The organism is Hymenobacter cheonanensis, assembly GCF_030581075.1.
GTDB lineage: Bacteria > Bacteroidota > Bacteroidia > Cytophagales > Hymenobacteraceae > Hymenobacter.
The window spans coordinates 13,129-36,344 of sequence record NZ_JAUQSW010000005.1 but is presented as its reverse complement, the minus strand read 5'-3'; the positions used below and the strand labels follow the sequence as shown (position 1 = coordinate 36,344).

At 62.0% G+C, this 23,216-nt stretch carries 24 protein-coding genes; 11 read left to right on the top strand and 13 right to left on the bottom strand.

All coding sequences use genetic code 11. The features are described from left to right. Nucleotides 1-21: 21 nt before the first annotated feature. Both Q5H89_RS11080 and Q5H89_RS11075 read left to right on the top strand, forming a co-directional pair. A complete protein-coding gene (locus Q5H89_RS11080; protein WP_305019381.1) occupies nt 22-462 on the top strand; it encodes a DUF6526 family protein in 441 nt (146 codons plus the stop codon). Between the two features lie 18 nt (nt 463-480). Continuing rightward, the gene (locus Q5H89_RS11075; protein WP_305019380.1) at nt 481-783 is read left to right on the top strand and encodes a DUF4286 family protein; all 303 of its coding nucleotides are present in this window, start codon (nt 481-483) and stop codon (nt 781-783) included. Between the two features lie 21 nt (nt 784-804). On the opposite strand, the gene Q5H89_RS11070 is transcribed toward Q5H89_RS11075, so the two are convergent. From Q5H89_RS11070 to Q5H89_RS11055, 4 genes are read right to left on the bottom strand one after another with little or no spacing between them, the layout of a single operon-like run. Next, nucleotides 805-1,503 carry a DUF4369 domain-containing protein gene (locus Q5H89_RS11070; protein ID WP_305019379.1) on the bottom strand — a complete coding sequence of 233 codons (699 nt, stop codon included), beginning with the start codon at nt 1,501-1,503 and terminating at the stop codon, nt 805-807. Nucleotides 1,504-1,554: 51 nt separating this feature from the next. Beyond that, the gene (locus Q5H89_RS11065) at nt 1,555-3,615 is read right to left on the bottom strand and encodes a prolyl oligopeptidase family serine peptidase (protein WP_305019378.1); all 2,061 of its coding nucleotides are present in this window, start codon (nt 3,613-3,615) and stop codon (nt 1,555-1,557) included. A 12-nt stretch (nt 3,616-3,627) separates the two neighbouring features. Then, a complete protein-coding gene (locus tag Q5H89_RS11060) occupies nt 3,628-3,828 on the bottom strand; it encodes a hypothetical protein (protein ID WP_305019377.1) in 201 nt (66 codons plus the stop codon). A 34-nt stretch (nt 3,829-3,862) separates the two neighbouring features. Further along, on the bottom strand, nt 3,863-4,696 hold the full coding sequence (locus Q5H89_RS11055; RefSeq protein ID WP_305019376.1) for a hypothetical protein: 834 nt from the start codon (nt 4,694-4,696) through the stop codon (nt 3,863-3,865). 110 nt (nt 4,697-4,806) lie between these two features. Between Q5H89_RS11055 and panD the strand changes: the two genes are divergently transcribed. From panD to Q5H89_RS11030, 5 genes are all read left to right on the top strand, one after another. After that, a complete protein-coding gene (gene panD / locus Q5H89_RS11050; RefSeq protein ID WP_305019375.1) occupies nt 4,807-5,154 on the top strand; it encodes an aspartate 1-decarboxylase in 348 nt (115 codons plus the stop codon). A 78-nt stretch (nt 5,155-5,232) separates the two neighbouring features. Next, nucleotides 5,233-6,303, top strand: a complete 1,071-nt coding sequence (locus tag Q5H89_RS11045) for a lysylphosphatidylglycerol synthase transmembrane domain-containing protein (RefSeq protein ID WP_305019374.1) — start codon at nt 5,233-5,235, stop codon at nt 6,301-6,303. 52 nt (nt 6,304-6,355) lie between these two features. Next, a complete protein-coding gene (rfaE2, locus tag Q5H89_RS11040; RefSeq protein ID WP_305019373.1) occupies nt 6,356-6,841 on the top strand; it encodes a D-glycero-beta-D-manno-heptose 1-phosphate adenylyltransferase in 486 nt (161 codons plus the stop codon). Nucleotides 6,842-6,952: 111 nt separating this feature from the next. Continuing rightward, nucleotides 6,953-8,116 (top strand): acyl-CoA dehydrogenase family protein, encoded by a 1,164-nt coding sequence (locus Q5H89_RS11035; protein ID WP_305019372.1) that lies wholly within the window; start codon nt 6,953-6,955, stop codon nt 8,114-8,116. Between the two features lie 164 nt (nt 8,117-8,280). Then, the gene (locus Q5H89_RS11030; RefSeq protein WP_305019371.1) at nt 8,281-9,207 is read left to right on the top strand and encodes an AraC family transcriptional regulator; all 927 of its coding nucleotides are present in this window, start codon (nt 8,281-8,283) and stop codon (nt 9,205-9,207) included. 142 nt (nt 9,208-9,349) lie between these two features. Here Q5H89_RS11030 and Q5H89_RS11025 read toward each other — a convergent pair whose 3' ends face one another. The 3 genes from Q5H89_RS11025 to Q5H89_RS11015 are packed head-to-tail and all read right to left on the bottom strand — an operon-like array spanning nt 9,350 to nt 11,470. Beyond that, nucleotides 9,350-10,105, bottom strand: coding sequence for a geranylgeranylglyceryl/heptaprenylglyceryl phosphate synthase (locus tag Q5H89_RS11025; protein ID WP_305019370.1), 756 nt, complete (start codon nt 10,103-10,105; stop codon nt 9,350-9,352). Further along, the gene (locus tag Q5H89_RS11020; protein ID WP_305019369.1) at nt 10,098-11,054 is read right to left on the bottom strand and encodes a hypothetical protein; all 957 of its coding nucleotides are present in this window, start codon (nt 11,052-11,054) and stop codon (nt 10,098-10,100) included. The genes Q5H89_RS11025 and Q5H89_RS11020 overlap by 8 nt, the downstream gene beginning before the upstream one ends. 44 nt (nt 11,055-11,098) lie before the next feature. Further along, on the bottom strand, nt 11,099-11,470 hold the full coding sequence (locus Q5H89_RS11015; RefSeq protein WP_305019368.1) for a phage holin family protein: 372 nt from the start codon (nt 11,468-11,470) through the stop codon (nt 11,099-11,101). 139 nt (nt 11,471-11,609) lie between these two features. On the opposite strand from Q5H89_RS11015, the gene Q5H89_RS11010 reads away from it, so the two are divergent. After that, nucleotides 11,610-12,773 (top strand): J domain-containing protein, encoded by a 1,164-nt coding sequence (locus tag Q5H89_RS11010; RefSeq protein ID WP_305019367.1) that lies wholly within the window; start codon nt 11,610-11,612, stop codon nt 12,771-12,773. Nucleotides 12,774-12,860: 87 nt separating this feature from the next. Continuing rightward, nucleotides 12,861-13,346: a lipocalin family protein gene (locus tag Q5H89_RS11005; RefSeq protein WP_305019366.1), complete on the top strand. Its 486-nt coding sequence runs from the start codon at nt 12,861-12,863 to the stop codon at nt 13,344-13,346. 71 nt (nt 13,347-13,417) lie between these two features. Here Q5H89_RS11005 and Q5H89_RS11000 read toward each other — a convergent pair whose 3' ends face one another. Continuing rightward, entirely contained in the window at nt 13,418-14,410 is a 993-nt protein-coding gene (locus Q5H89_RS11000) for a YpdA family putative bacillithiol disulfide reductase (protein WP_305019365.1), read from the bottom strand. A 48-nt stretch (nt 14,411-14,458) separates the two neighbouring features. Here Q5H89_RS11000 and Q5H89_RS10995 point away from each other — a divergent pair, with 48 nt between their 5' ends. Next, the gene (locus Q5H89_RS10995) at nt 14,459-15,478 is read left to right on the top strand and encodes a class I SAM-dependent methyltransferase (protein ID WP_305019364.1); all 1,020 of its coding nucleotides are present in this window, start codon (nt 14,459-14,461) and stop codon (nt 15,476-15,478) included. 58 nt (nt 15,479-15,536) lie between these two features. Beyond that, entirely contained in the window at nt 15,537-16,745 is a 1,209-nt protein-coding gene (locus Q5H89_RS10990; RefSeq protein ID WP_305019363.1) for a serine hydrolase domain-containing protein, read from the top strand. 11 nt (nt 16,746-16,756) lie between these two features. Here the strand turns inward: Q5H89_RS10990 and Q5H89_RS10985 are convergent, their stop codons facing one another. From Q5H89_RS10985 to Q5H89_RS10965, 5 genes are all read right to left on the bottom strand, one after another. Next, nucleotides 16,757-17,170, bottom strand: coding sequence for a DoxX family protein (locus Q5H89_RS10985; protein ID WP_305019362.1), 414 nt, complete (start codon nt 17,168-17,170; stop codon nt 16,757-16,759). Nucleotides 17,171-17,244: 74 nt separating this feature from the next. Further along, on the bottom strand, nt 17,245-17,712 hold the full coding sequence (locus Q5H89_RS10980; RefSeq protein ID WP_305019361.1) for a 3-oxoacyl-ACP synthase: 468 nt from the start codon (nt 17,710-17,712) through the stop codon (nt 17,245-17,247). Beyond that, a complete protein-coding gene (locus Q5H89_RS10975; protein ID WP_305019360.1) occupies nt 17,691-18,131 on the bottom strand; it encodes a hypothetical protein in 441 nt (146 codons plus the stop codon). The genes Q5H89_RS10980 and Q5H89_RS10975 overlap by 22 nt, the downstream gene beginning before the upstream one ends. A gap of 31 nt (nt 18,132-18,162) precedes the next feature. Next, the gene (gene polA / locus Q5H89_RS10970) at nt 18,163-21,057 is read right to left on the bottom strand and encodes a DNA polymerase I (protein WP_305019359.1); all 2,895 of its coding nucleotides are present in this window, start codon (nt 21,055-21,057) and stop codon (nt 18,163-18,165) included. Nucleotides 21,058-21,224: 167 nt separating this feature from the next. Next, complete coding sequence (locus tag Q5H89_RS10965) at nt 21,225-22,961, bottom strand: hypothetical protein (protein WP_305019358.1); 1,737 nt, start codon at nt 22,959-22,961, stop codon at nt 21,225-21,227. Nucleotides 22,962-23,216: the final 255 nt, after the last annotated feature.

Sequence of the window (23,216 nt, the reverse complement as noted above, 5' to 3'; positions counted from 1 at the left end):
CTGGCACTGCATTTTCGCCCTATGGCTGCCCAAAACCCCGCTCGCTACTACCCCCTGCACCACTTTGTGCTGCTGCCTCTCACCCTGCTCATGGTGGGCTACAGCATTCGGCGCTACGTGGGCGTGGCCGGCGACGACTCCGAGTTTTCGCGGCTGTGGTTTACGCTGGCGGCCGTGGCGCTGCTCTTTTTTGCCACGCTCGTAATGCTGCGCCAGCACTACGCCCTCACGCTGCAAGACCGGCTAGCCCGCCTCGAAGTGCGCCAGCGCTACTTTGAGGTGAGCGGCCAGCGCTTTGCCCCACTGGAAAAAAAGCTGACCCTGAAGCAGATACTGACCCTGCGCCTGGCCGGCGACCAGGAGCTAGCCGCCCTGGCCCAGGCCACGGCTACCGAAAACCTCGACCCCAAAGCCATTTTAGCCCGCATCAACGACTACCAGTTCGACGCCATGCGCGTCTGAAGCTGGCCCTTACCGCTTATGATTCTCTACAACGTCACCACCAGCCTCGACCCTAGTATTGCCGACGAATGGGTGGCCTACATGCGCGACCACCACATGGCCGAAGTAGTGGGCACCGGCTGCTTTATTCGCAGCGTGCTGCTGCGCCTGTTAAATGAAGAAGACGACGGCGTAACCTACGCCGCCCAATATTTCAGCATCAGCCTCGAACAGTTGGAGGCTTACCAGCAGCACTTTGCCCCGGCCCTGCGCCAGGAGATGGACCAAAAATTTGCGGGCAAATACCACTCCTTCCGCACGGTGCTGGAAGTGATAGAGTAAAGTGTTTAGGCAGGCACCCTGCTACCTGGCGGGGTGCTTGCCGGCCTGCGTCAGTATCTCGCGGCCTAGCGTCGACTGCTGCCAGCGGGGCGTCAGGCTCTGATACATTTCCTGGTAGTCGGCCCCGGTGAGCGACGTGCCGAGCGTGCACATAGTAGGCAGGGCGGCCCCCACGGCGGTATCGTGGTAGCGGCGCACGTAGGCTTTCAGCAGCACAATGCGCGCGTGCTGCACCTGGGCCCGCTCGTGCCGCAGGGCTCCGGACCCGGCGGTATCGGGCTGGGCTAGCCGCGCCTGATACCGCTGGCCTAGGTCGAGGCGGCGCTGCGCCAGCCGGGCGTCTTCCCGAAACCACTCCTTCCACTGGCGGTCGATATCGGAACCGCTTACCACCACGTCATTATATGCTGGCTGCGAGCCGTTTATCTGCACGCGCTGGTTATCGAGCAGAATATCGGCCAGCTTGCTACTGGCGCGTCCCCGGCCCGCGTAGAGGTACGTGTGCACAGGCTCGGCCACGGTGCCGCGCAGAGCGAAATGCCCTTGCTGCACCGTAGCTGAGTCGATGCGTCGGCGCTGGCTGCCATCTATGAGGTACAAGCGGGCACCATCGGCCAGGCCAGTTATTTGGCCGGTTATCTCGTAGCCCGCGCCAGGCTGGGCGCGGCCAGCCAGCGGCAGCAGGGCCAAGGGCAGGAACAGGAGGGCTAGCAGTTTCATAAACCAAAGAGTGGTGGGGGTGCCTGGGCTACCGCGGGCGCGGCCCAAACGTTACAACGCGCTAGGGGTCACGCCCATTTCGTGCAGCGTAAAGCTCCACACATCGGCCCATTCGGCTATTTGCAGCTGGGTGCTTTTGCCGGCGCCGTGGCCGGCGTTCACGTCGATGCGGATGAGCACGGGGCTAGACCCAGCCTGGCACACTTGCAGCTCGGCGGCAAACTTGAAGGAGTGCGCGGGCACCACCCGGTCGTCGTGGTCGGCGGTGGTGATGAGCGTGGACGGGTACGCCGTGCCGGGCCTCAGGTTGTGCAAGGGCGAGTAGGCCAGCAGGTTATGAAACTGCGCCTCGTCGTCGGAGGTACCGTATTCGGGCGCCCAGTTCCAGCCGATGGTGAATTTCTGGTACTTCAGCATGTCCAGCACGCCCACGGCAGGCAGGGCCACGCGGCACAGGTCGGGCCGCTGCGTCAGGATGGCGCCTACGAGCAGGCCACCGTTCGAGCCGCCCGCAATGGCTAGCCGCGCCGGGCTGGTGTAGCCCTGGGCAAACAATGTTTCGGCGGCGGCCACGAAGTCGTCGAATACGTTTTGCTTGTGGGGTGTCATGCCGGCCTGGTGCCAGGCCTCGCCGTACTCGCCGCCGCCGCGCAGGTTCGGAATGGCCAGCACGCCGCCCTGCTCCAGCCACAGCACCCTAGCCACCGAGAAGCTGGGCGTGAGGCTCACGTTGAAGCCGCCGTAGGCGTAGAGGTAGGTCGGGTTTTGCCCATCCAGATTCAGCCCCTTCTTGTGGGTGATGAACATCGGAATCTGCGTGCCGTCCTTGCTAGGGTAAAACACCTGGGTCGTCACGTAGTCAGCCGGTTGCACGTCCACGGTGGGTGCCTTGAATACCGTGCTCACGTTGGCCGCCGGGTCGTAGCGGTAGATGGTAGTAGGGTAGGTAAACGACGTAAAGGCGTAATAGAGTACCGTATCGTCGCGCCGCCCGCCAAAGCCGCCGGCCGTGCCGATGGCCGGCAGGGCCACATCGTGCCGATACTCGCCGCGCTCCGAATACACCTTCACCTGCGAGCTGGCATCGTGCAGGTACGTGGCCAGCAGGCAGCCCGCCGCCTGGCTGATGCCCTCCAGCTTTTCGGCGCTTTCGGGTATCACGTCGTGCCACTCGGTGGGCCGGCTAGGGTGCACGCGCACCACGCGGTAGTTGGGCGCGTGGTCGTTGGTGTACACCAGCAGCTCATCGCCCACGTTGCCGATTACGCTCGTGTCAAACTCGTAGCTCGGCTGAATGGTCGTCCAGGCATTGGCCTGGCTAGGGTCGCGCAGGTCGCGTACCAGCAGGCGGTTGCCATCGGCTAGCCCATCGGTGAGGCTCAGGCACAGCCAGCGCTCATCCTCGGTGGTGCTGGCAATGCGGAAGCCCAGGGGCATGGCGGGGTTTTCATATGCCAGCTCGTCCTGGCTTTGCGGCGTGCCCAGGCGGTGGTAGTACACCTTGTGAAACTCGTTTTTGCCGGCCAGCGCGGCCTCGCCGGGCCGGGGCGCGTCGTAGGCGCCGTAGTAAAAGCCATCGCCCGCCCAAGCCACGTCCGACACTTTTACCCAGTCGAGCACCTCGGCCAGGGGCTGGCGGCTGGCCATATCGAGTAGCCGAATCTGTTGCCAGTCCGAGCCGCCGCCGCTGGTGGTGTAGGCCAGGTAGCGGTGGCTAGGGCTGAAGTGCAGGCCCATGAGCGCCGTGGTGCCATCGGCCGAAAACTGGTTGGGGTCGAGCAATACCTCGGCCGTTTCGAGGGGCTGGCCCACCGGCACGGCATACACCACGGCCTGGTTTTGCAGCCCGTCGTTCTTACTGAAAATCAGCAGCTCACCCTCCTGATGCGGCACGCCGTAGCGCTCGTAGTTCCAGAGCCGGGTGAGGCGCGCCCGCAGCTGGCTGCGAAACGGAATCTGGGCGAGGTAGCCGAAGGTGACCTCGTTTTCGGCCGTTACCCAGGCCGTGGTTTCGGGGGCATCGGCGTCTTCGAGCCAGCGGTAGGGGTCGGGCACTTGGATGCCAAAATAAGTATCGGGCTGCGGGTCGCGGCGGGCGGCGGGGTAAGTCAAGCTACGAAAAGGCTAGTGCACAACAACTCCCGAATCGGGCGCCACGCGGGGCGCGGCGCGCTCCAGCGTGGGCTCTTCGCTGAGCAGGTGTTTATTGGAAATGGCATTGGTGCGCACGGCTTCCCTACGTTCTGGCGCACGCGAGGTGGAGATGCGGCAGCCACCGAGCAGCAGCCCGGCCAGCACACCAACGAAGAGGGAAGTCTGGCGCATCATAGCTTCCCATACGGCGCGGCGCGCGGCGCGGCTAGCCCGGCTGCTCGGCATCGGGGGGCATAGTAGATTGGGCGGCGCGCAGGGCCTCGGCCACGCGCTGGGCTACCAGCTCCTCTAGCTGCTGGCGCTGGGCGGCCGTGAGGTCGCGGCTGGCGGGTGGGCTAGCCCGGCGCAGCTCGCGCAGGGTGCGGCCCAGGCTGAGGCGCAGCATCCCGTAGAGCACCAGGCTCAGGATGCTCAGAATGAGCGCCAGCGGCGCAAAAATGCGGTTGAGCAGCGGCTCGGCGGCGGGGGCCGCTGCTAGCCCGGCGGCCGGGGTTGGGGCGGCGCTGGCCTCGGCGGCTTCGGCCAGGCCGGGGTTGGCGGTGGCGTCGGCCTCGGCCTGGGGCGCGGGCGCGGGGTCGGCGGGCGGCAGGCCGGTTTGCACGTAGTCGGTCAGCTTTTTTTCCAGGGTTTGCAGGCCGGCCAGGCGGGCGGGGTCGCGCTGGCGGGCGGGCGAGGCTTTTAGCTTGCCGATAATAGCCCTGGTAAGCGCCGCCAGCCGGGCCGGGTTGTCCTTCAACCCCTTATAAATCCGCCCCTTGCCTTCAATGGGGGCGTATAGCAGCGAGTAGATGCGCAGGCTGTCGGGGCGCAGGCTGGCGGCCAGCGCGGCCAGGTTGCCGCCCTCGCAGCGCAGGGTGCGCTGCAGCTGCGGCCGGCCGGCATCGGCATACACGTAGCGGGCGGTGGCGCACCAGATTTGCACCTTCGCTTCGTCGAGCGAGGGCTGGCCCAGCGGCGTTTGGGCGGGGCTAGCCAGCGGCCGCAGCAGCCCGGCGGCCAGCAGCACGGGCGCCCAGCGGCGGGCAGGTTGGATTTGCATAGCGGAGCAGGTAGGAGGCAGATGGGGCCGGAAAGTACAACGGGCTCGGCGCTTAGTCCTGCGGGCGCTGGCGGGGCGGCTATCTTTGTGCGCTTTTAGGCTAGTCGTTTATGCATATCGAAGTTCTCAAATCCAAGATTCACCGCGCCAAAGTGACGCAGGCCGAGCTGCACTACGTGGGCAGCATCACCATCGACGAAGACCTGCTCGACGCCGCCAACATGGTCGAAAACGAGAAGGTGACCGTGGTAAACGTCAACAACGGCGAGCGCCTCGAAACCTACACCATCAAGGGGGCGCGCGGCTCGGGCATGGTTTGCCTCAACGGCCCTGCCGCCCGCAAGGCTGCCGTGGGCGACATCGTCATCATCATCTCCTACGGCCTGGTCGATTTCAAAGAAGCCCGCGCCCACCAGCCCACCGTCATTTTTCCCGACCAGCACAACCGGATTGCTTAATGAAGAACCAGGGATGAAGGATGGAGCATTTTATTCCCGCTGCTTCTTCCTGCTTCCTTCCGCCCCTCTACTGCCCTTATGAAGCACCTGCTCACCTTTCTCAAATACGTATTGCTGCTGGGCATTTCGGGCGCCCTGATGTGGTATGCGGTGCGGGGGCAGGACTTGTCGCAAATCGGGTACTACATCCGCTCGGCCAATTACTTCTGGCTGGGGCTCTCGCTCATTATTTCGGCGCTAGGCTACCTGAGCCGGGCCTACCGCTGGCAGATGCAGCTGACGGCCTCGCGCACCCCGGCCAAGTTCTGGCAGGTGTACCACGCCATGATGGTGGGCTACCTCGCCAACCTGGTGCTGCCGCGGGCGGGCGAAGTCATCCGGTGCTCGGTGCTGCGGCGCACGAGCGGCGTGCCGGTGCAGGTGGCTCTGGGCACGGTAGTGACGGAGCGCGTTATCGACGTGCTGGTGCTGCTGAGCCTGCTAGGGGCCACGCTGCTGCTGGATTTCAATACGTTCTGGGGGTTTTTCAACGACAAGCTGCTCGGCGGCAAGGCCGATGCCATTGCCCGCAATCCGCTGCCGCTACTCATTGCGGGCCTTATTGCGCTGCTGCTGCTGGCGGGCGCGGGCTACACCCTGTTTCGCAACCTGGAGCGCCTGCGCCAGAATGCGCTCTTCAACAAGGCCGCCGTGTTTGTGAAAGGCCTGCTGGCCGGCATCCTCAGCGTGCTGAAGCTCGAGCATAAGTGGCTGTTTCTGCTGCACACGCTCTTCACCTGGTTTGTCTATTATATCCTTGATTACCTGGCGTTTTTCTGCTTCCCCGAAACCTACGGGCTAGGGGCCAGGGCCGGCCTGGCGGTGCTTACCTTCGGGGCGTTTGGCATGGCGGCGCCGGTGGCGGGCGGCATTGGGCCGTTTCACGTGCTGGTGCAGGGCATTCTGCTAGCCTACGGCATCAGCAAGGAGGCGGGCATTGCCTATGCCCTGGTGGTGCACGGCGCCCAAACGCTGCTGGTGGTACTCCTGGGCGGCATCAGCTTCGTGGCTGTGGCCGCCGCCGACAAAGGCACCCTGGCCGCCGAAGCTGAGGCCCTGGCCGACGAGCCCCTCACCACCGAAGGCCTGGACGAAGCCCGAACCCAATAGCCTGGCTGCGTTGTTACTACCTTATTGCTTCCTTCCCGCCCTCTTCCCGCTAATGCCTACCGCCGATAAAATCCTGACCCGCTCGCAGCTACCGGCCACCCTGGCGGCGTGGCGTGCGGCGGGCGAGCGCCTGGTATTCACCAACGGCTGCTTCGATTTGCTGCACCTGGGCCACGTCGACTACCTCGAAAAGGCCCGCGCCCTCGGCGAGCGCCTTGTGGTGGGCCTCAATACCGATGCCTCGGTGAGCGTGCTCAAGCCCGGCCGGCCGCTGCAGGATGAAACCGCGCGGGCGCGTATCCTGGCCGCCCTGGCTTTTGTGGATGCCGTGGTGCTGTTTGGCGAGCCCACGCCCCTGCAACTTATTGAGCTAGTGCAGCCTGACATTCTGGTGAAGGGCGACGACTATGCCCTGGCCGGCATTGTGGGGCACGAGCTGGTGCTGGCCCGGGGCGGGCAGGTGTGCACGGTGCCGCTCGTGGCGGGCTACAGTACCTCCAACATTGTCAAGAAGATAAGCGACGGCCTGCGCAGCTAAGTAATTGTCGAATGCCTAGTTAGCAAACCTCTTTCGCGCTGGCCAGCGTATTTTTGTTTCTCCACTCTCTCCCACCCCACCCACCCTACCCCACCCCATAGCATTTTGGACATGACAACTTCGACGGCCACGGCCTCCCCCTTCCAGCTCACCGAAGAGCAACTGGCCGTGCAGGCCGCCGCCCGCGACTTTGCCCAGAGCGAGCTGTGGGAAGGCGTGATTGAGCGCGATGAGCACCAGAAATTTCCGGCTGCCCAGGTCAAGCGCATGGGCGAACTCGGCTTCATGGGCATGATGGTGAGCCCCGAGTACGGCGGCTCGGGCCTCGATACCGTGAGCTACGTGCTGGCGATGGAGGAAATCTCCAAAGTCGATGCCTCGTGTTCGGTCATCATGAGCGTCAATAACTCCTTGGTATGCTGGGGCCTGGAGAAATACGGCACCGAAGAGCAGAAGCAGAAGTACCTGCCCCGCCTGTGCTCGGGCGAAATCATCGGCGCCTTTGCCCTGAGCGAGCCCGAAGCCGGCTCCGACGCCACCAGCCAGCGCACCACGGCCGAGGACATGGGCGATTATTACCTGCTGAACGGCACCAAAAACTGGATTACCAACGGCACCACGGCCTCGGTGTATCTCGTTATTGCTCAAACCAATCCGGAACTAAAATCGCGCGGCATCAACGTGCTGATTGTCGACAAGGACATGCCCGGCTTCGTGCAGGGGCCCAAGGAAAACAAGCTCGGCATCCGGGGCTCCGACACCTGCTCGCTCATGTTTACCGACGTGAAGGTGCCCAAGGAAAACCGCATCGGCGCCGATGGCTTCGGCTTCAAGTTCGCTATGCAGGTGCTGGCGGGTGGGCGCATCGGCATTGCGTCGCAGGCGCTGGGCATCGCCTCGGGCTCGCTCGAGCTGAGCATCAAGTACGCCAAGCAGCGCAAGGCCTTCGGCGTGGAGATTGCCAAGCACCAGGCTATTCAGTTCAAGCTAGCCGATATGGCTACCAACGTGGAGGCCGCGCGACTGCTGTGCCTGCAGGCCGCCGCCGATAAGGACAACCACGCCGACTACGCCAAAAGCGGCGCTATGGCCAAGCTGTTTGCCTCGAAAGTAGCCATGGACTCGGCCGTGGAAGCGGTGCAGATTCACGGCGGCTACGGCTTCGTGAAGGAGTACCACGTGGAGCGCTTCATGCGCGACGCGAAGATTACTCAGATTTACGAGGGCACTTCCGAAATTCAAAAAATTGTTATTTCCCGCGAGATTCTGAAATAGCACTTTTCCAGCAATTTAGCCACTTTTTTGTACGGAACCCAGGCCAAATCGGCCTGGGTTTTTGTTTTACTGAATTTTTTTTAGAATCCATTGTAGTAATTAAGTGCAACGTTAGGTACTTTTGGGAGAGTCAGTGGGGTTTTTCCCTGGTAAGCACTAAGTAAATGGAAGACTACAATAAAGTTATAGAATCACTAGGGGTTCGCTACATTAAAGCGAAGAACCTGGTCCTTCGGCAAGCCTTCACGGTTCGGAATGCTTATGACGTGGGGAATAACCTTATTCTGCTACATCAGGGTAAAATTGTTTTTGGCGAAGATGACCAGGTAGTTGAGGAAGCGGAGCTGCTGTTTTTGCCGGGCGGGCGCGCCACGCGCGTGGGCTACGGCCAGGGCGCGGCCAACCGGGTAATTTCCAACGATGACCTGATTACCAACAAGGACCGTTTTTTCACTTCCAACGATAAGCTCGATTTTATCGGCGATGCCGAGGAAAGCCACAGCTTCGTCTCGTTTGAGGCCAAGGTATTTGACTCGGTCAACTTTTTTGCTTCGCTCGACGTGCCCGCGTTCGTTATCAAAGGCAATTCGAAGCTGGCCAACCTGGTTATTAAGATTATTGAGGAATCGCTACAAGACCTGCCGGGCCGCGAGCGGCTCATCACCATCTACACCGAAAACCTGGTGGTAGAGGTGGTGCGCTACATCCTGCGCAACAACCTGTTTGTGGAGCAGCTAGCCACCAACAGCACGTATTTCAAAGACCCGCGCCTGATTGACTTGTTCAACTTCATCAAGGAGAATCTGAGCGGCGACCTTTCCAATAAGGTGCTGGCCACGGTGGCCAACGTGAGCGAGGACTACGTGGGCCAGTATTTCAAGATGCTGACCAACATCAACCCGCAGGATTACATTGAGTATCAGCGCATGGAGCGGGCGGTTTCGCTGCTGCGCACCACCAAGAAAAGCATCCGCGACATTGGCAAGGAAGTCGGCTACAAGGACACGGCTTATTTCTGCCGCCGCTTCAAGATGATGTTCGGCATCCCGGCCGGCAAGATGCGCCGCCGCGAAACGGCCATGAATATCTAGCGTCCTGGCCAGCCCCCGGCGGCCAAGCAAGCCGCTACCAGCTAGCCCCCGCGGGCAGCTGGTAGCGGCTTTTTGCTAAGAAGCTCTATGCAGCCACAACTTGATAACTACCAATATCTTACCAATTGGCAGCGGCCAGTATTTATTTAACGGGTTGGCTTACAGAGGCTTCGTGCACAGCGGCCACAGCATCGGCCAGGAAAGTGGGGGTGCGCTCCAGGTGGTTGCCTATCACCACGAGGTCGGCCCCGGCGGCCAGGGCGGCGTAAACTTTTTCGCCCGTATTGAGGCCACCCCCCACTATGAGCGGCACGTCTACCGCCGCCCGCACGGCCCGTATCATGGCCGGCGCCACGGGGTGCTGGGCGCCGCTGCCCCCGTCGAGGTACATCAGGCGCAGGCCCAGCTGCTCGCCGGCCATAGCGGTGGCGGCGGCAATGCTAGGCTTGTCGTGCGGCAGCGGGGCCGTGCCGCTGATGTAGGAAGCCGTGGTGGGCCGCCCGCTGTCAACCAGCATGTAGCCAGTAGGCAGCACCTGCAAGCCACTCTGGCGCAGGCGTGGGGCCGCCACCACGTGCTGCCCGATGAGAAAATCGGGGTTACGCCCCGAAATGAGCGAGAGCAGCAAAATGCCATCGGCGGCGGGGTCGATGTGCAGGGCGTGGCTCGGAAACAGCAATACCGGCACATGCGGGGCCTCGGCCTTTAGCAACGCAATAAGGGCAGCCTGGTGCTCGGTAAGCACCAGGCTGCCCCCTACGAGGAAGAAATCAACGGGATGCTGCCGGGTTAGCAGTAGCAGCTGGCGCAGGCGTGCGGGCTCAAAGTCGTCGGGGTCGAGCAGCACGGCCAGGGCCTTGCGGCCACGCAGCCGCAGCCCGGCCAGCGTATCAAGCAAGCGGCTCGCGGTAGGAGAGAGTGTCGTCGTGGCGGGCGGCGGCAGAGGCATCCTGGGCGGAAGTGGCGGGCCAGGTAGCGGGCGAAACGCCCGCGCTGGCCGATGAAGCTGCAAGGTCGGCATTTTTGTCGGCTTCTGCTTCATGCTTGGGGATAATCCCCTGCACGGCCTTGGTAACGAGCGCCAGGGCCACTGCGGCGGCCTGAGCCACAATCACGCGGCCGGTTTCGCTTTGGGCGAAGGATAGCAGCGCCGGGCCAATAATGCTAAGTTTCGACTTGGTCCTGGCTGCTGGCTCGGCAGCAGCTTCGTGATGCGCCGTTGCGGTGTCATCCTCGGTAAAGCTGTCTGAATGCGGCAGCCGGCGGCTATCGTCATACGGGCGCGCCTGATACGAAGCGCCGGAAGCGTATGCATAAGAAGTTTCCTGGTCGTGGCTCGCGGCGGAGCTTTCGCTAGGGTCTTCATCAGAATCGTGGTGCCCGGCCGAGTGCGCCGGGAAATCGGGATACTGGCTCAGGCCATTATCATCGTCCTGCGCAGCATAATCGGTATCGCCTTGGCCCTCAGTATAGAAGCCGTCGGCATCAGCCCCGGCGTAGGCGTAGTTGGGGTCGTAGTCGTAGTCGGCGGACTGAAACTCAGTGTCCAGGTCATTGAGTTCCTGGTCATTCTCATCAAAGCCATCGAAGCCAGCGTAGTCTTCAAACTCGGGGCGGTGCTTGCGGTGCTTATGCTTCTTTTTCCTGGCTTTGCCACCGCCAAACGCCTTGGCCAGCAGCCAGATACCACCGACAACGCCTGCGCCAACCAAGGCAATTTTGCCCGCCTGCACGGTAGTTTCCTTTATTTCCTCAACGTCGCCGCGCAAAGCCCGCTCGTATTCCAGCTTTTTGCGCTCCAGAAAATCTTTTTCGTCTTCAAACAACGGGTTAGTGGGCTCGGTCATGGGGTAGGTGGTTTGCAAGGAAGCTAAAGAGAGCAGGGCGCGGGTTAGGCGCGCTTGTCAGATTTATAAATAGTGTTGTTCAGCAACTTATCGGCCACGCCCTGGAAGAGCTTTTTGTCGATACCAACAAAAAACAGCACCGCCAGCACCAGGTACAGGGCCGCTACCAGGCCAAAGCCGGCCGAAGGGCTATCGAGCGCCTGATTGAGCGCCAGGCCCAAGTAGATAGAGCCAAAAATGATGAAGAGAAAGCCCAGCAGGCCTAGCGCCACCCCGTGCACGGAGCTTACGAAGACGCCTTTCACCTTCTCCTGCGTTTCGAGCTTGATGATATCGATGCGGGTATCAAGGTAGCCCGTCAGGTTGCTGATGAGGCTATCGTTGCGCGGCGTTTTGTCGTCGGTCAGGGTGGCCATGGGCGCGGAATTGTTTAGCGAGAAAATTCGGTTAAGTAGCTGAGCCGTTAGCAACCGCTGGGCCAGCTAGGGCGTTCTTTACGCAAAACTTGCCGCCAGGGCTGCCTTTGCCCCAGGCTTTCGATTAAATTTTCGTGGCGTGAGTCAGAATCATTACCAGGTGCTGGGGGTGCCACCCTCGGCCCCCGCCGCCGACATCAAGCGCGCCTACCGCCGCCTCGCCACCGAGCTGCACCCCGATAAGCACGGCGGCGACCGCCACTACGAGGAGCGCTTTAAGGCCGTGGCCGTGGCCTACGGCGTGCTTTCAGACGCCGACCGCCGGGCCCAGTACGACTACCAGTTGCAGCTAGCCACCCGCCGGGCCGAGGAGCAGCGCCGCGCCACCGCCGAGGCGGCGGCCAGCGGCCCCTCCGTACATAAGATGGCGGGCAACCCGGCCGCCGCCCCGCCCCTGCGCACCCGCCCGCCCGCCGATGCCCGCGAGCGCCACTACCAGCAGCGGGTGCCGCGCCAGCGCGTGCGCTTCAACCGCCAGGATTTTTGGCTGGTGGCGGGCCTCACGTTCCTGATTTTCCTGTTTGGCGTATCGGCCAAGATTGTGATGGACCGCGTGCAGGCCAACCTGTACTACGACGACGGCCGCGCCGCCTTTGCCAGGGGCCAGTGGGCCGAGGCCGCACGCCAGCTCGACCAGTCGCTGGCCCTGCGCGAAGACCACCCCGCCGCCCTGCGCCTGCGCGGCCAGCTCTACCAGGACATTGCCCACGACCTACCCGCAGCCCGCGCCGACTACGAAGCTGCCCTGCTAACGAGCGAGAGCCCGCCCCTGCCGCCCGCCGAAACCGCCCGCCTCCTCTACCGCCTGGGCCGCTGCCAGGCGGGCCTGCACCAGCCCGGCCCGGCCGAGCTGAGCTACTGCCGCGCCCTGGCCCTCGACACGACCCTGGCCGAAGCCTACCTGGCCCGGGGCGAAAACCGCCTGCTCGACCTGCGCCAGACCCGCCCGGCCCTGGCCGACCTGCGCCGCGGCCACGCCCAGCTGCGGCGCGCCGGCCGCGCCGTGCCGCTAGCCTACCTCCAGGCCGAGGGCGCCGCCCTGGCCCACCTGGCGCGCTACCCCGAGGCCCGCACCGTGTATTTCCAGGCCCTCGAAGCGCAGCCCGAGGATGGCCGCACCTTGTTTTTGCTGGGGCGGCTGGCGCAGCAGGCCGGCGACTCGACCAGCGGCTGCGAGTTTTTCCGGCGCGGGGCGGTGGCGGGCTACTCGTATGCGAAGGCGGCGGCCGAAAAATGCCCGTGAACAATACAAGTATTTCCCGTCAAAATAGCATAGAAAGTATATACAGGCTCGCTTTATCTTTGCAGCGCACTTGTACACACTTTCTTCATGAAAAAACTTTCCCTTCTTTTCTTGGCGGCGCTAGCCCTGGGAAGCTGCAAAAAGAACGACGACAACTCACCGTCGAGCGCGTCTAAAACTGATTTGCTGACGGCCAAGAGCTGGCGCATCTCCGCTCAAACCTACAGCGTTGCCGTTAACAGTGGTACGCCCACCGTTTCGGATGAGTACGCTAGCTCGCCGGCCTGCGAACGCGACAACTTCTTGAAATTCAACACTAACAAGTCGCTTACTGCTGATGAGGGCGCTACTAAGTGCAGCCCCTCGGACCCTCAGACGCAAAGTGGCAGTTGGGATTTGACCACCAACGATACGAAGCTCACCCTAGCTGACCCGTCCCAAGGCGGCATACCCATTCCTTTTGATATAGTAGACCTATCGGCCACTACGCTGCACCTTCGCTACGCGGCTACGGTTTCACTTGGCGGCGTTTCTACTACTTCCGTCAACGATATCACGTTCACCGCTTTCTAATAAGCAGCCTTTTTAAAAGCAAAACAAAGCCGCCTGTTCTTTCTGAACAGGCGGCTTTGTTTTGCTTTTAATCAAGCGTTGGCTTTGGCTGGCTGCAACGCCAGCGCCTGGGCAATGAGCTGCGCGTGGTGGCGCCCGTTCTCAATAAACCAGCGGCTGGTGGCTAGCCCCCCGCACACGGTGCCGGCCACGTACACGCCGGGCCGGGCCGACTCGTGGGTCGTTACATCGAAGATGGGGGGCCTGGCGAGGTCGTTCTCATCGAGCGGCAGGGCTAGCATATCGACCAGCAACGTATAATCGGGGCGGTAGCCGGTGAGGGCATACACGTAGTCGGCCCGCAGGCTGCGCGGGCCCTCGGGCGTGGTGACCTCCACCGTGGTGGGGGTAATAGCATTGAGGACGGTATTGAAATACGCCGTGATGCGCCCTTCCTTGATGCGATTGAGCAGGTCGGGCCGAATCCAGTATTTCACGCTTTCCGATACCTCGGGGCCGCGCACCACCAGCGTGACGCGGGCCCCCGAGCGCACCAGCGACAGCGCCGCCTTGGCCGACGAGTTTTTGGCGCCAACTACCACCACATCCTGGCTGGCGTGGGCGTAGGGCTCTTTGTAGTAATGATTTACGTGGGGCAAGTCGGCGCCCGGAATAGCGAGCGGGTTGGGCACATCGAAGAAGCCGGTGGCCACCACTACGGCGCGCGCCGCGATTTCGCCCTTCGTGGTTTCCACCACAAAGTTGCCGGCCTGGCCGCGCAGGCCCGTCACGCGCTCGTAGAGGCGCAGGGGCAGCTTTTCGGAGGCCGCTACGCGCTGGTAGTAGTCGAGCGCATCTTCGCGGTGCGGCTTGTAGGAGGCCATCGGGAAGGGGTAGCCGCCGATTTCGAGGAGCTCGGGGGTGGAGAAAAACTCCATGTTGGTGGGGTAGCCCACGATGGAATTGACGAGCGCGCCCTTGTCAATGACCGTCACGGTGAGGCCCCGGCGCTGAATTTCGAGGGCGCAGGCCAGGCCCACGGGGCCGGCCCCAATCACAACGGCGTCTAGCTTTTCAGGTGTCATCGGGCAATTATCAAGTAGCAATCAACTTCCTCAACCAACGAGGGGCCTATGAGTTGGGTTCTGCTGCTGAACTTTACGGGTAGAATCAGCTGCCCGCAGCGCGCCGCCTTCCTGCTGCTACCTGCTGCTTGCTACCTGAGAATTTACACCATGCGCCACTGCGATTTGTGCGGAGCCACCCGCTTCGAGCCCCTACCCTTCTACTATCTCTTTGACGGCCAGCGCCTGCAAGGTACCCGCTGCCTGAGCTGCGACCTGGCTTTCCTCGACCCGCAGCCCACGCCCGCGCAGCTCGAGAAGCTGTATGGCAAGGAATACTTTACCGACCGGCCCAACTACGACCGCACCGAGAAGGACAAGGCGTTTATCGAGGAAGGTAAGGCGCTGGATTTGAGCCAGGTAAAGGAGGATAAGTTTACGCGCTACATGCAGCAGCACTACCCCGGCCGCCGGTTTCGGTACCTGGAAGTGGGCTGCGGCCCCGGCTACACCCTCAAAAGCCTGCAAAGCCTGGGCTGGGAAACCCACGGCCTCGAAATAAGCGCCCACGCCGCCGACTACGCCCGCCGCGCGCTAGGCCTGCCCGTGGTGACCGGCAACATCGAAACCACCGAGGACTTCCACGAAAACCAATTTGACCTGGCCTACCTCGGCGACGTGCTGGAGCATTTGCTGTCGCCGGCGGCGGCCATCCGCAAGTTTGGCCGCATCCTGGCGCCCGGCGGGCTGCTGGTGCTGGCCCTGCCCAGCGTCACGAACCTGCCGAGCATGCGCCTGGGTTTTGCCGCCTACAAGGCGCTGGGCCGCCAGCGCCGCATGGATATTCCGCCCTATCACCTCTACGAGTTCACGCCCAACACCATCCGCAAGATGCTGGCTAAGAACGGCTTTTCGGTGGTCGATTTGCTGAACCCGGTGAAGGCGCCGGCCAACATCCGGCTGGGGGGCAATGTGGTGGAGCAAGCCGCCAAGCTCGGCACGCAGTACCCCACCTACTGGCTCAACAAGCTGACTGGGCGCTTTGGCGACAGGATGTTTGTGGTGGCTAAGAACGAGAAGGCAGCCTAGCCAGGAGCACTATTTGCGGCCCCGGCTTATCTTGCAGAACACTGCTAATACCTTCACGATGAGTCTTTTACCTACCTTATGGTCGGGATGCGCCCTGGTGGCGCTGCTGGCTTCCTGCACTACGTCGGGCCAGGTGGCGCGCCTCGATGGTTCGCATATTCGGGCCGAGGCGCTCACGCAGCGCATTCAGCAGCTAACGGATAGTGCGCACGTGCACGGCTTGGCGGTAGCGGTGTTCAACCGCCGCCAAGCGGTTTATACGCACGCCTTTGGCGTGAAGCGCACCGACACGAAGGAGCCGCTGCAGTTCGACACCGAGATTTACGGCGCTTCGCTCAGCAAGGCGGTGTTTGCGGTGCTGGTGATGAAGCTCGTGGAGGAAGGCCAGCTTGCGCTGGATGAGCCGCTGCAGCACTACCTGCCCCAGCCTATCTATACCTACAAACCCCAGACCCGCTGGCACGATAACTACGCCGACCTGCGCACCGATACGCTGTACGCGCGCATCACGGCCCGCATGTGCCTGAGCCATACCACGGGCTTTCCGAATTGGCGCTGGTATGAGCCCGACCAGAAGCTGCGCGTGCTCTTCCGGCCCGGCTCGCGCTACAGCTACTCGGGCGAGGGGCTGGTGTACTTGCAGGTGGTGCTCGAAAAAAAGCTGGGCCGCCCGCTCGAAGACCTCATGCAGGAAAAAATATTCGGGCCGCTCGGCATGCGTACTTCCAGCTACCACTGGCTGCCGCAGTTCGAGGCCAACTACTGCTTCGGGCACGATGCGCAGGGCAAGGTGCTCGAAAAAGACAAGGACAACGAGCCGCGCAGCGCCAGCACCCTCGAAACCACGCCGGCCGACTACACCCGGTTTATGGCGGCCGTGTTGCAACGTAAAATCATCAGTCCGGCGTCGTGGAACGAGATTTTTCGCCCCCAGGTGCGCATTCGCTCGGTGCGGCAAATGGGCCCGCTAGCCCGCCGCGACTCGACCCTGAACGACAACATTGCCCTGAGCTACGGCCTGGGCTGGGGCGTGCTGCAGTCGCCCTACGGCCCGGGGGCCTTTAAAGAAGGCCACGGCGATGGCTTTCAGCACTACTCCATTGTCTTCCCCAAGCAGGGCATCGGGGTGCTGCTGATGACGAACAGCGATAACGGCGAAAGCGCCTTTCCGGAGCTGCTGCGCCTCACCATCGGCGACCGCTACACGCCGGTAGACTGGGAAAACTACGTGTCGTACCGAACTGCCAGCCCCCCGCCCCGGAAGTAAAGCCTAGCGAACTACTTGCGCTTTTTATTGAAAACGCCGCAACTCCACAGCGCCACGCCCATGAGCACCGGCTGAAAGAACAGGCGCACATAGCGCTTGCGCTCGGTGTCGAGGCCTAGCGCGGGCAAGCTGCTGAGGTACTGGTGGATATTGCCCGGGAAAACGGCGGCATAAAACGCGGCCAGCCCAACGCCCATTGGCACCTTATGGCGGCGGTTGAAGAGCATGAGCAGGCCTAGCCCGATTTCTACCACGCCCGATTCGAGCACCACGGTGTCTTTGTCCTGCGGCACCCAGTCGGGCGCCTGAGCCTGAAACGGCTGGCGGGCGAAGGTAAGGTGCCCCACGCCGGCGCCTACCATAAAGGTGCCGAGGGTGTAGCGGGCCACGTTTTGCAGGGTGGTGGTTTTGACGTCTTGCGGCATGGGAAGGGGCGCGGCAGTTTGGCTCCGCGCCCCCTACATACGGCTAGCTGGCGGTCAGGGTGACGCGCGGGCCGCTAGCCCACGGCTTCTATCCGCACGGGCTTACCATTGAAAACGACTTCCTCGCCGGCCCGGCGCCCGTGCAGCGCCACGGCCAGCGGCGCCGCCGGCGACACGGCCATAAACGCCTGCCCCTCGGCCGTAGCCAAGCGCCCCGCGCTGATACTCACGTAGAACAGCCCCAGGCTGGTGCTGGCCAGCGCCCCCAGCCGCACGGTGTCGGCGGCCAGCTCGGGGTTAATCTTTTGCAACGCCCCTAGCAGCTGCTGGGCCTCGTGCAGCTGGGCGGCGTGGCGGTCGCGCTCCTGCTGGGCCATGGCGCGGCCGGTTTCGTACTTGTCGCCGGCACTGCTCTTGGTTTCGGAGTTGCTCGATTCCTGGGCGGCGGCCATGCCGGCGCGGGCCGCGTCGAGGCGGGTGTGCACGTAGGCTAGGCAGGCGGCGTAGAGGGCGGGTTTAACTAACTCGTTCGGGCTTCCCATTCTATACTATATTCTTGCTCGGAAGCTAAGCCGGCTTGCAGACTTAATAACCTTTTACCAAATTTATTCAGCGCGGCCGCTTCTGCTAAGATGGAGAACTCCACTCGCTTTTTTCGTGGATGGGGTTCCTTGTTGTCAATGATTACCTGCAAAGCAGTATGCCCAAGCGGACTTACGCAGTAGGCTTCGAGTAAAAAATACGGGTAGCTCGCTTCCACGTCTTCACCAGACTGAAATCGCACTCTTTGCTGAGCAGTAGCCGGAAAGTTCGCCAACGCTGTCCCAAATTCTTCCAAGGTGTCGGTGTAACCCCAGAAGCTGGCAGTTGCCTTAATATCGGCAGTATTTACTACCGCCTCAAAGGTGCAGTCATCGTCATAATCTTTTGTGGCTTTGATTTTTATGATTCCGTTTTGCATGACTACCCAAGTTTAAGACAACTCGGCGGGCCTAGTGCGCCTTCAGCCAGTTGTCGCCGGTGCCTACTTCTACTTCCAGCGGCACGCCGTGGGGCAAGAGCAGCGCCGTGGTCATCAGCTCGCGGATTTTTGGGGTCACGTACTCCACTTCCTCGCGCACGGCGTCGAACACCAGTTCGTCGTGCACTTGCAGTATCATCTTGGTACCCAGTTTCTCTTCGATAAGCCAGTCGTGGATGTTTATCATGGCCATCTTGATGATGTCGGCGGCCGTGCCCTGGATGGGGGCGTTGATGGCGTTGCGCTCGGTGTAGCCGCGCAGCGTGGCGTTGCGCGAATTGATGTCGCGCAGGTAGCGGCGGCGCTTGAGCAGCGTTTCGGCGTATTCCAGCTCGCGGGCGCGGTTGATGCTGTCGTCCATGAACTGCTTCACGCTCGGAAACTCCTGAAAGTAGGTGTCGATAATATCGGTGGCTTCCTTGCGGCTGATGCCGATGCGCTGGGCTAGCCCGAACGCCGAGATGCCGTAGATAATGCCGAAGTTCACGGTCTTAGCCTTGCGGCGCATCTCGCCATCGACCTCGCCCAGGGGCACTTTAAATACCTTGCTGGCGGTGCTGGTGTGCACATCTTGCCCTAGCCGGAAGGCCTCAATCATCGTGGCATCGCCCGAAAAATCGGCCATGATGCGCAGCTCTACCTGCGAGTAGTCGGCGGCCAGCAGAATGTGCTGGCTGTCGCGCGGCACGAAGGCCTTGCGGATTTCGCGGCCCTTCTCGGTGCGAATGGGAATGTTCTGGAGGTTGGGATTAGTCGAGGACAAGCGCCCCGTGGCCGTAACTGCCTGGTTGAACGTGGTATGCACGCGGCCATCGCCGCACACCAGCTGCGGCAGCGCCTCCACGTAGGTGCTGCGCAGCTTGCTGAGCTGGCGATATTCCAGGATGAGGCCCGCAATGGGGTAGTCGCCGGCCAGCTGGCTCAGAATTTCCTCGCCGGTGGCGTACTGGCCGGTCTTGGTTTTCTTGATTTTGCCGGCGCCCACCTGCATTTTGTCAAACAGCACTTCGCCCAGCTGCTTGGGCGAGCCGATGTTGAATTCCTGACCGGCCTCGCGAAAAATCTGGGTTTCCAGCTCCTGCACGTAGCCTTGCAGCTCGGCCGAGTACTCATTCATGGCGCCCGAGTCGATGCGCACGCCCTCGTGCTCGATGTCGGCCAGCACCGGCACCAGCGGGTTTTCTACGTCGTTGAGCAGGCCTAGCAAACCCAGGTCTTTGAGCATGGGCTCGAACACGTGGCGCAGCTGTAAGGTCACGTCGGCGTCTTCGCAGGCGTAGTCGCTCACGGCGGCCGGGTCGAGGTCGGCCATTGTTTTCTGGTTCTTGCCCTTGGGCCCGATGAGGTCCGTGATGGGCACCGGCGTGTAGTGCAGATACGTTTCGGCCAGCACATCCATGTTATGGCGCATGTCGGGCTCGATGAGGTAGTGCGCCAGCATGGTATCGAAGAACGGCCCGCTCACCCGCACGGCGTAGTTCTTGAGAATCAGTAGGTCGTACTTGATATTCTGCCCAATTTTCAGGATAGTCGGGCTCTCAAAAAACGGTCGAAACTCCTCCACCAGCGCCTGGCTAGCCTCCGCATCGTCGCTGGGCACGGGCACGTAGTACGCCTCGCCCGCGTGCCAGCTAAAGCTCAGGCCCACCAGCCGCGCCGTCATGGTATTGAGCCCGGTGGTTTCGGTGTCGAAGCTCACTTCCTTTTGCTGTAACAAAAAATCCAGCAGCGACTTGCGCAGCTCGGGCGTATCTACCAGGTGGTAGTGGTGCGGCACGTCGGCCAGCGTTTTGGTGGGGCCGTGGTAGTACTCGCCCGCCTCGCCGGGGGCAAACTCCCCGTTTTCGGCGGCAATAACTACCGCCGCGCTGCCCTCGCCAAACAGCGAGCCCTGGGCGCTCGGCGCGGCTACCTTGGGCCGGCGGGCGCCGCGCCCCACGGGGCCGGCGGGCGGGCGGCTGGCGCTAGCCCCACCGCTTTCGCCCAGCACCCGGGCGGCGAGCTGCCGAAACTCCAGCTCCTCAAACAGCTCGCGCAGGCGCGGGGCGTCGGGCGCGTCCATGACGAGCTTATCGGCCTCAAACTCAATGGGCACGTTGACGTGGATGGTGGCCAGCTCCTTGCTCAGCAGGCCCTGCTCGGCAAAGTTGCGCACGTTTTCCTGCTGCTTACCCTTGAGCTTATCGGAGTTGGCAATCAGGTTTTCGACCGAGCCAAACTGCTTGATGAGTGCCTTGGCCGTCTTTTCGCCAATGCCCGGAATGCCGGGGATATTATCGCTCGCATCGCCCTGCAAGCCCAGAATATCAACTACTTGCATCACGTTTTCCACCTCAAAGCGCTCCAGCACGTGCTGCACGTCGAGCACCTCGGCCGCGTTGCCCATGAAGGCGGGGCGGTAAATCTTGATGTGCTCGGTTACGAGCTGGCAGTAGTCTTTGTCGGGCGTCATCATAAACACCTCAAAGCCTTCTTTCTCAGCTTTTTGGGCCAGGGTACCAATCACGTCGTCGGCCTCGTAGCCGGCCATCAGCAGAATCGGAATGTGGAAGCCCTCGATAATCTGCTTGATGTAGGGGATGGCAATGCCAATGTCCTCGGGCATGGCCTGGCGGTTGGCCTTGTAGTTCTCGTCCTTCTCGTGCCGGAAGGTTTTGCCCGAGTCGAAGCATACGCCCAGGTGGGTAGGCTTCTCTTTGAGCAGCACCTCCACCAGGGTGTTGGTGAAGCCCAGAATGGCGCCCGTATTCATGCCCTTCGAGTTGACCCTAGGGTTCTTGGCGAAGGCGAAGTGCGAGCGATAGATGAGGGCAAAAGCGTCGAGCAGGAAAAGCTTTTTGGCGGGCGCGGTGGGCTGGTCAGTCATGGTAGAGACAAAGTACGGGCCGGCGCGGCGGGCGGCCCATATTTTAAACCGGCTAGCCCTGCCGTTGATTCCGTCGGCCACCATCCCCTGGCAAAAAGGGCCCAGCCAAAAGGCTCACTAAAAATTCTTTTCAGTGAGCCTTTCAAACTATGGTTCAATTAGTTGGCCTAGTGGCGGGCCAGGCGCTGCGACAGGCGCAGGCCATTGCCCTGCACCAGCACGAGGTAGGCCCCGCTAGCCAGCGTGGCAGGCAGCGTAAGGGCCTGGCTTTGGCCGCCCTGCACGGGGTAGTGCGCTACGGTGCTGCCCAGGGCGCTCACCAGGTTCACGTCGTAGGCCCCCAGGGGCAGGGTGCGCAGGTCGAGGGTTACGGCGGCATCGGTGGGCGCGGCGGGGTTGGGGTACAGCCCCAGGCCGGCCACCGCGCCAGCCCCGTCAAAGCTGACGGTGCGCACCGGCGAGTAGGTACTCGTGCCGTCCAGGTCTACCTGGTGCAGGCGGTAGTACACGGGGCCGGCGGCGCGGCTGGCCACGGCGGCATCGGTATAGTTGTAGCTATTGGCTACCAGCGCGGTACCGTGCCCGGCTACGCGGCCCACCTGCGTAAAGGCTTGCCCATCCAGGCTGCGCTCTACGCCAAAGTAGTCGTTGTTTTGCTCCGAGGCCGTCGTCCAGGTCAGGCGGGCATCGCGGCCCACGGCCTGCGCGGCAAACGCCGTCAGCGCTACCGGCAGCGGGCCCACCGGCGTAGCCGTGGCCGTGGCCGTGTTGGGGCTGGGGTCGAGGCCCTGGCTGGTAGTGGTGGTAATGGTAGCGGTGGCCGTTACGAGGGTTTTGGCAGCCGGGGCCGTGTAGCTGATTACCGAGGAAAGCTTGCCGCCATAGGGCGCAATGGCCGTGGTTGGATACGTCACGATGCCGGTTTGCGGGTTGTAGAGGCCCCCGTTGGTGGCCGTCACGTTGCTCAGGAAGGGGGCCAGCTTCACCTGGGCCTGCACATTGTCGGTGTCCAGGTCGCCCACGTTGCTGAAGGTCACCGTGAACTTGCCGGTTTTGCCGGCCACCAGCGTGCCCGTATCCGAGTTGACGATGGTGGTGGTGAGGTCGGCCTGCGAGCACCACGCAATCTGCTCAAAGGCAATGGTTTGCAAGCGAAAATCGCTGTTTCTAAACGTATTCAGGTTGCGGTACGTGAGCAGCATCGTCTTCACCGGGTTCACAAACGTGATGGTCACGTTGCCCCGGCGGCTAGGGCCGCTGATGGTGCCGTTCAGGCCCGTGCCGCGCAGGGCCACCTGCTTTTTGCCATCAATCGTGGTTGGGCCATAGTAAGTGCAGGTGTTGGGGTTGCCAATGCTGCCTGTCACGTTGCCCGGCGACATATCTACGGGCTGGCCATCGCCGTCGAGCGGGTAAAAATCTACCTCATCGGTGTAGTCGCTGCCGCCGGTCGAGGCGCTGCTCGTCAGGGTCGAGAGGTCAATATCCTGAATCACAAACGTGAGGCCCGTCACCTCCCGGCTGAAGGTGAGCAGCACCTGCGACTTCAAGGGCGTGGCCGTATTCACCTGCACACTAGGCACGCTGCTCGGCAGGTAGGTGGTCGAGTTGTCTTGCCGCCACACCAGGGCCCGGCCGCTGATTTGGGCGCTGTACTGGTTGGTGAGCTGAAATACGTCGTTGTCGTTTCCCAAGGTGGCCTCGTTGGGGTTGGTAACGGCCGTGTTGTACGACCCGAATTTGAACGAGGTGGCCAGGCTGGTTTCCGTGGCCGTGCGTTTTTCAAGGCTGCCGGTGCTGGTGCTGTTTCGGTAGTCGATGGTGCTGGTTTGGGCAGTGGCCGTTAAGCAAGGCGTCAGCCCTAGCAAAAAGGTGGTGGCGAGGCAGGTAGCAGTGTGTTTCATAAAAAGAAGGAAGGGAAAGGATGACAAAGAGCGAGCAAAAAAACCGTTGGTATAATACCTAGTTTTTTTTGTACCAAAAGTATTTCCCGGTCCGATTCCCTTCTTCTTGGTTCAGCCGGTTTTTCGTTCAACGGCCTTTTTTTGGCGTTGAATTAGGCTGATTCCTCGATGAATTTGCATTATACTACCCCAGCCTTTCTTCAGAATTGCTTCTGGTTTGGGAGCAGTCTGCCGGTATTGCCACACAAAAAGGCC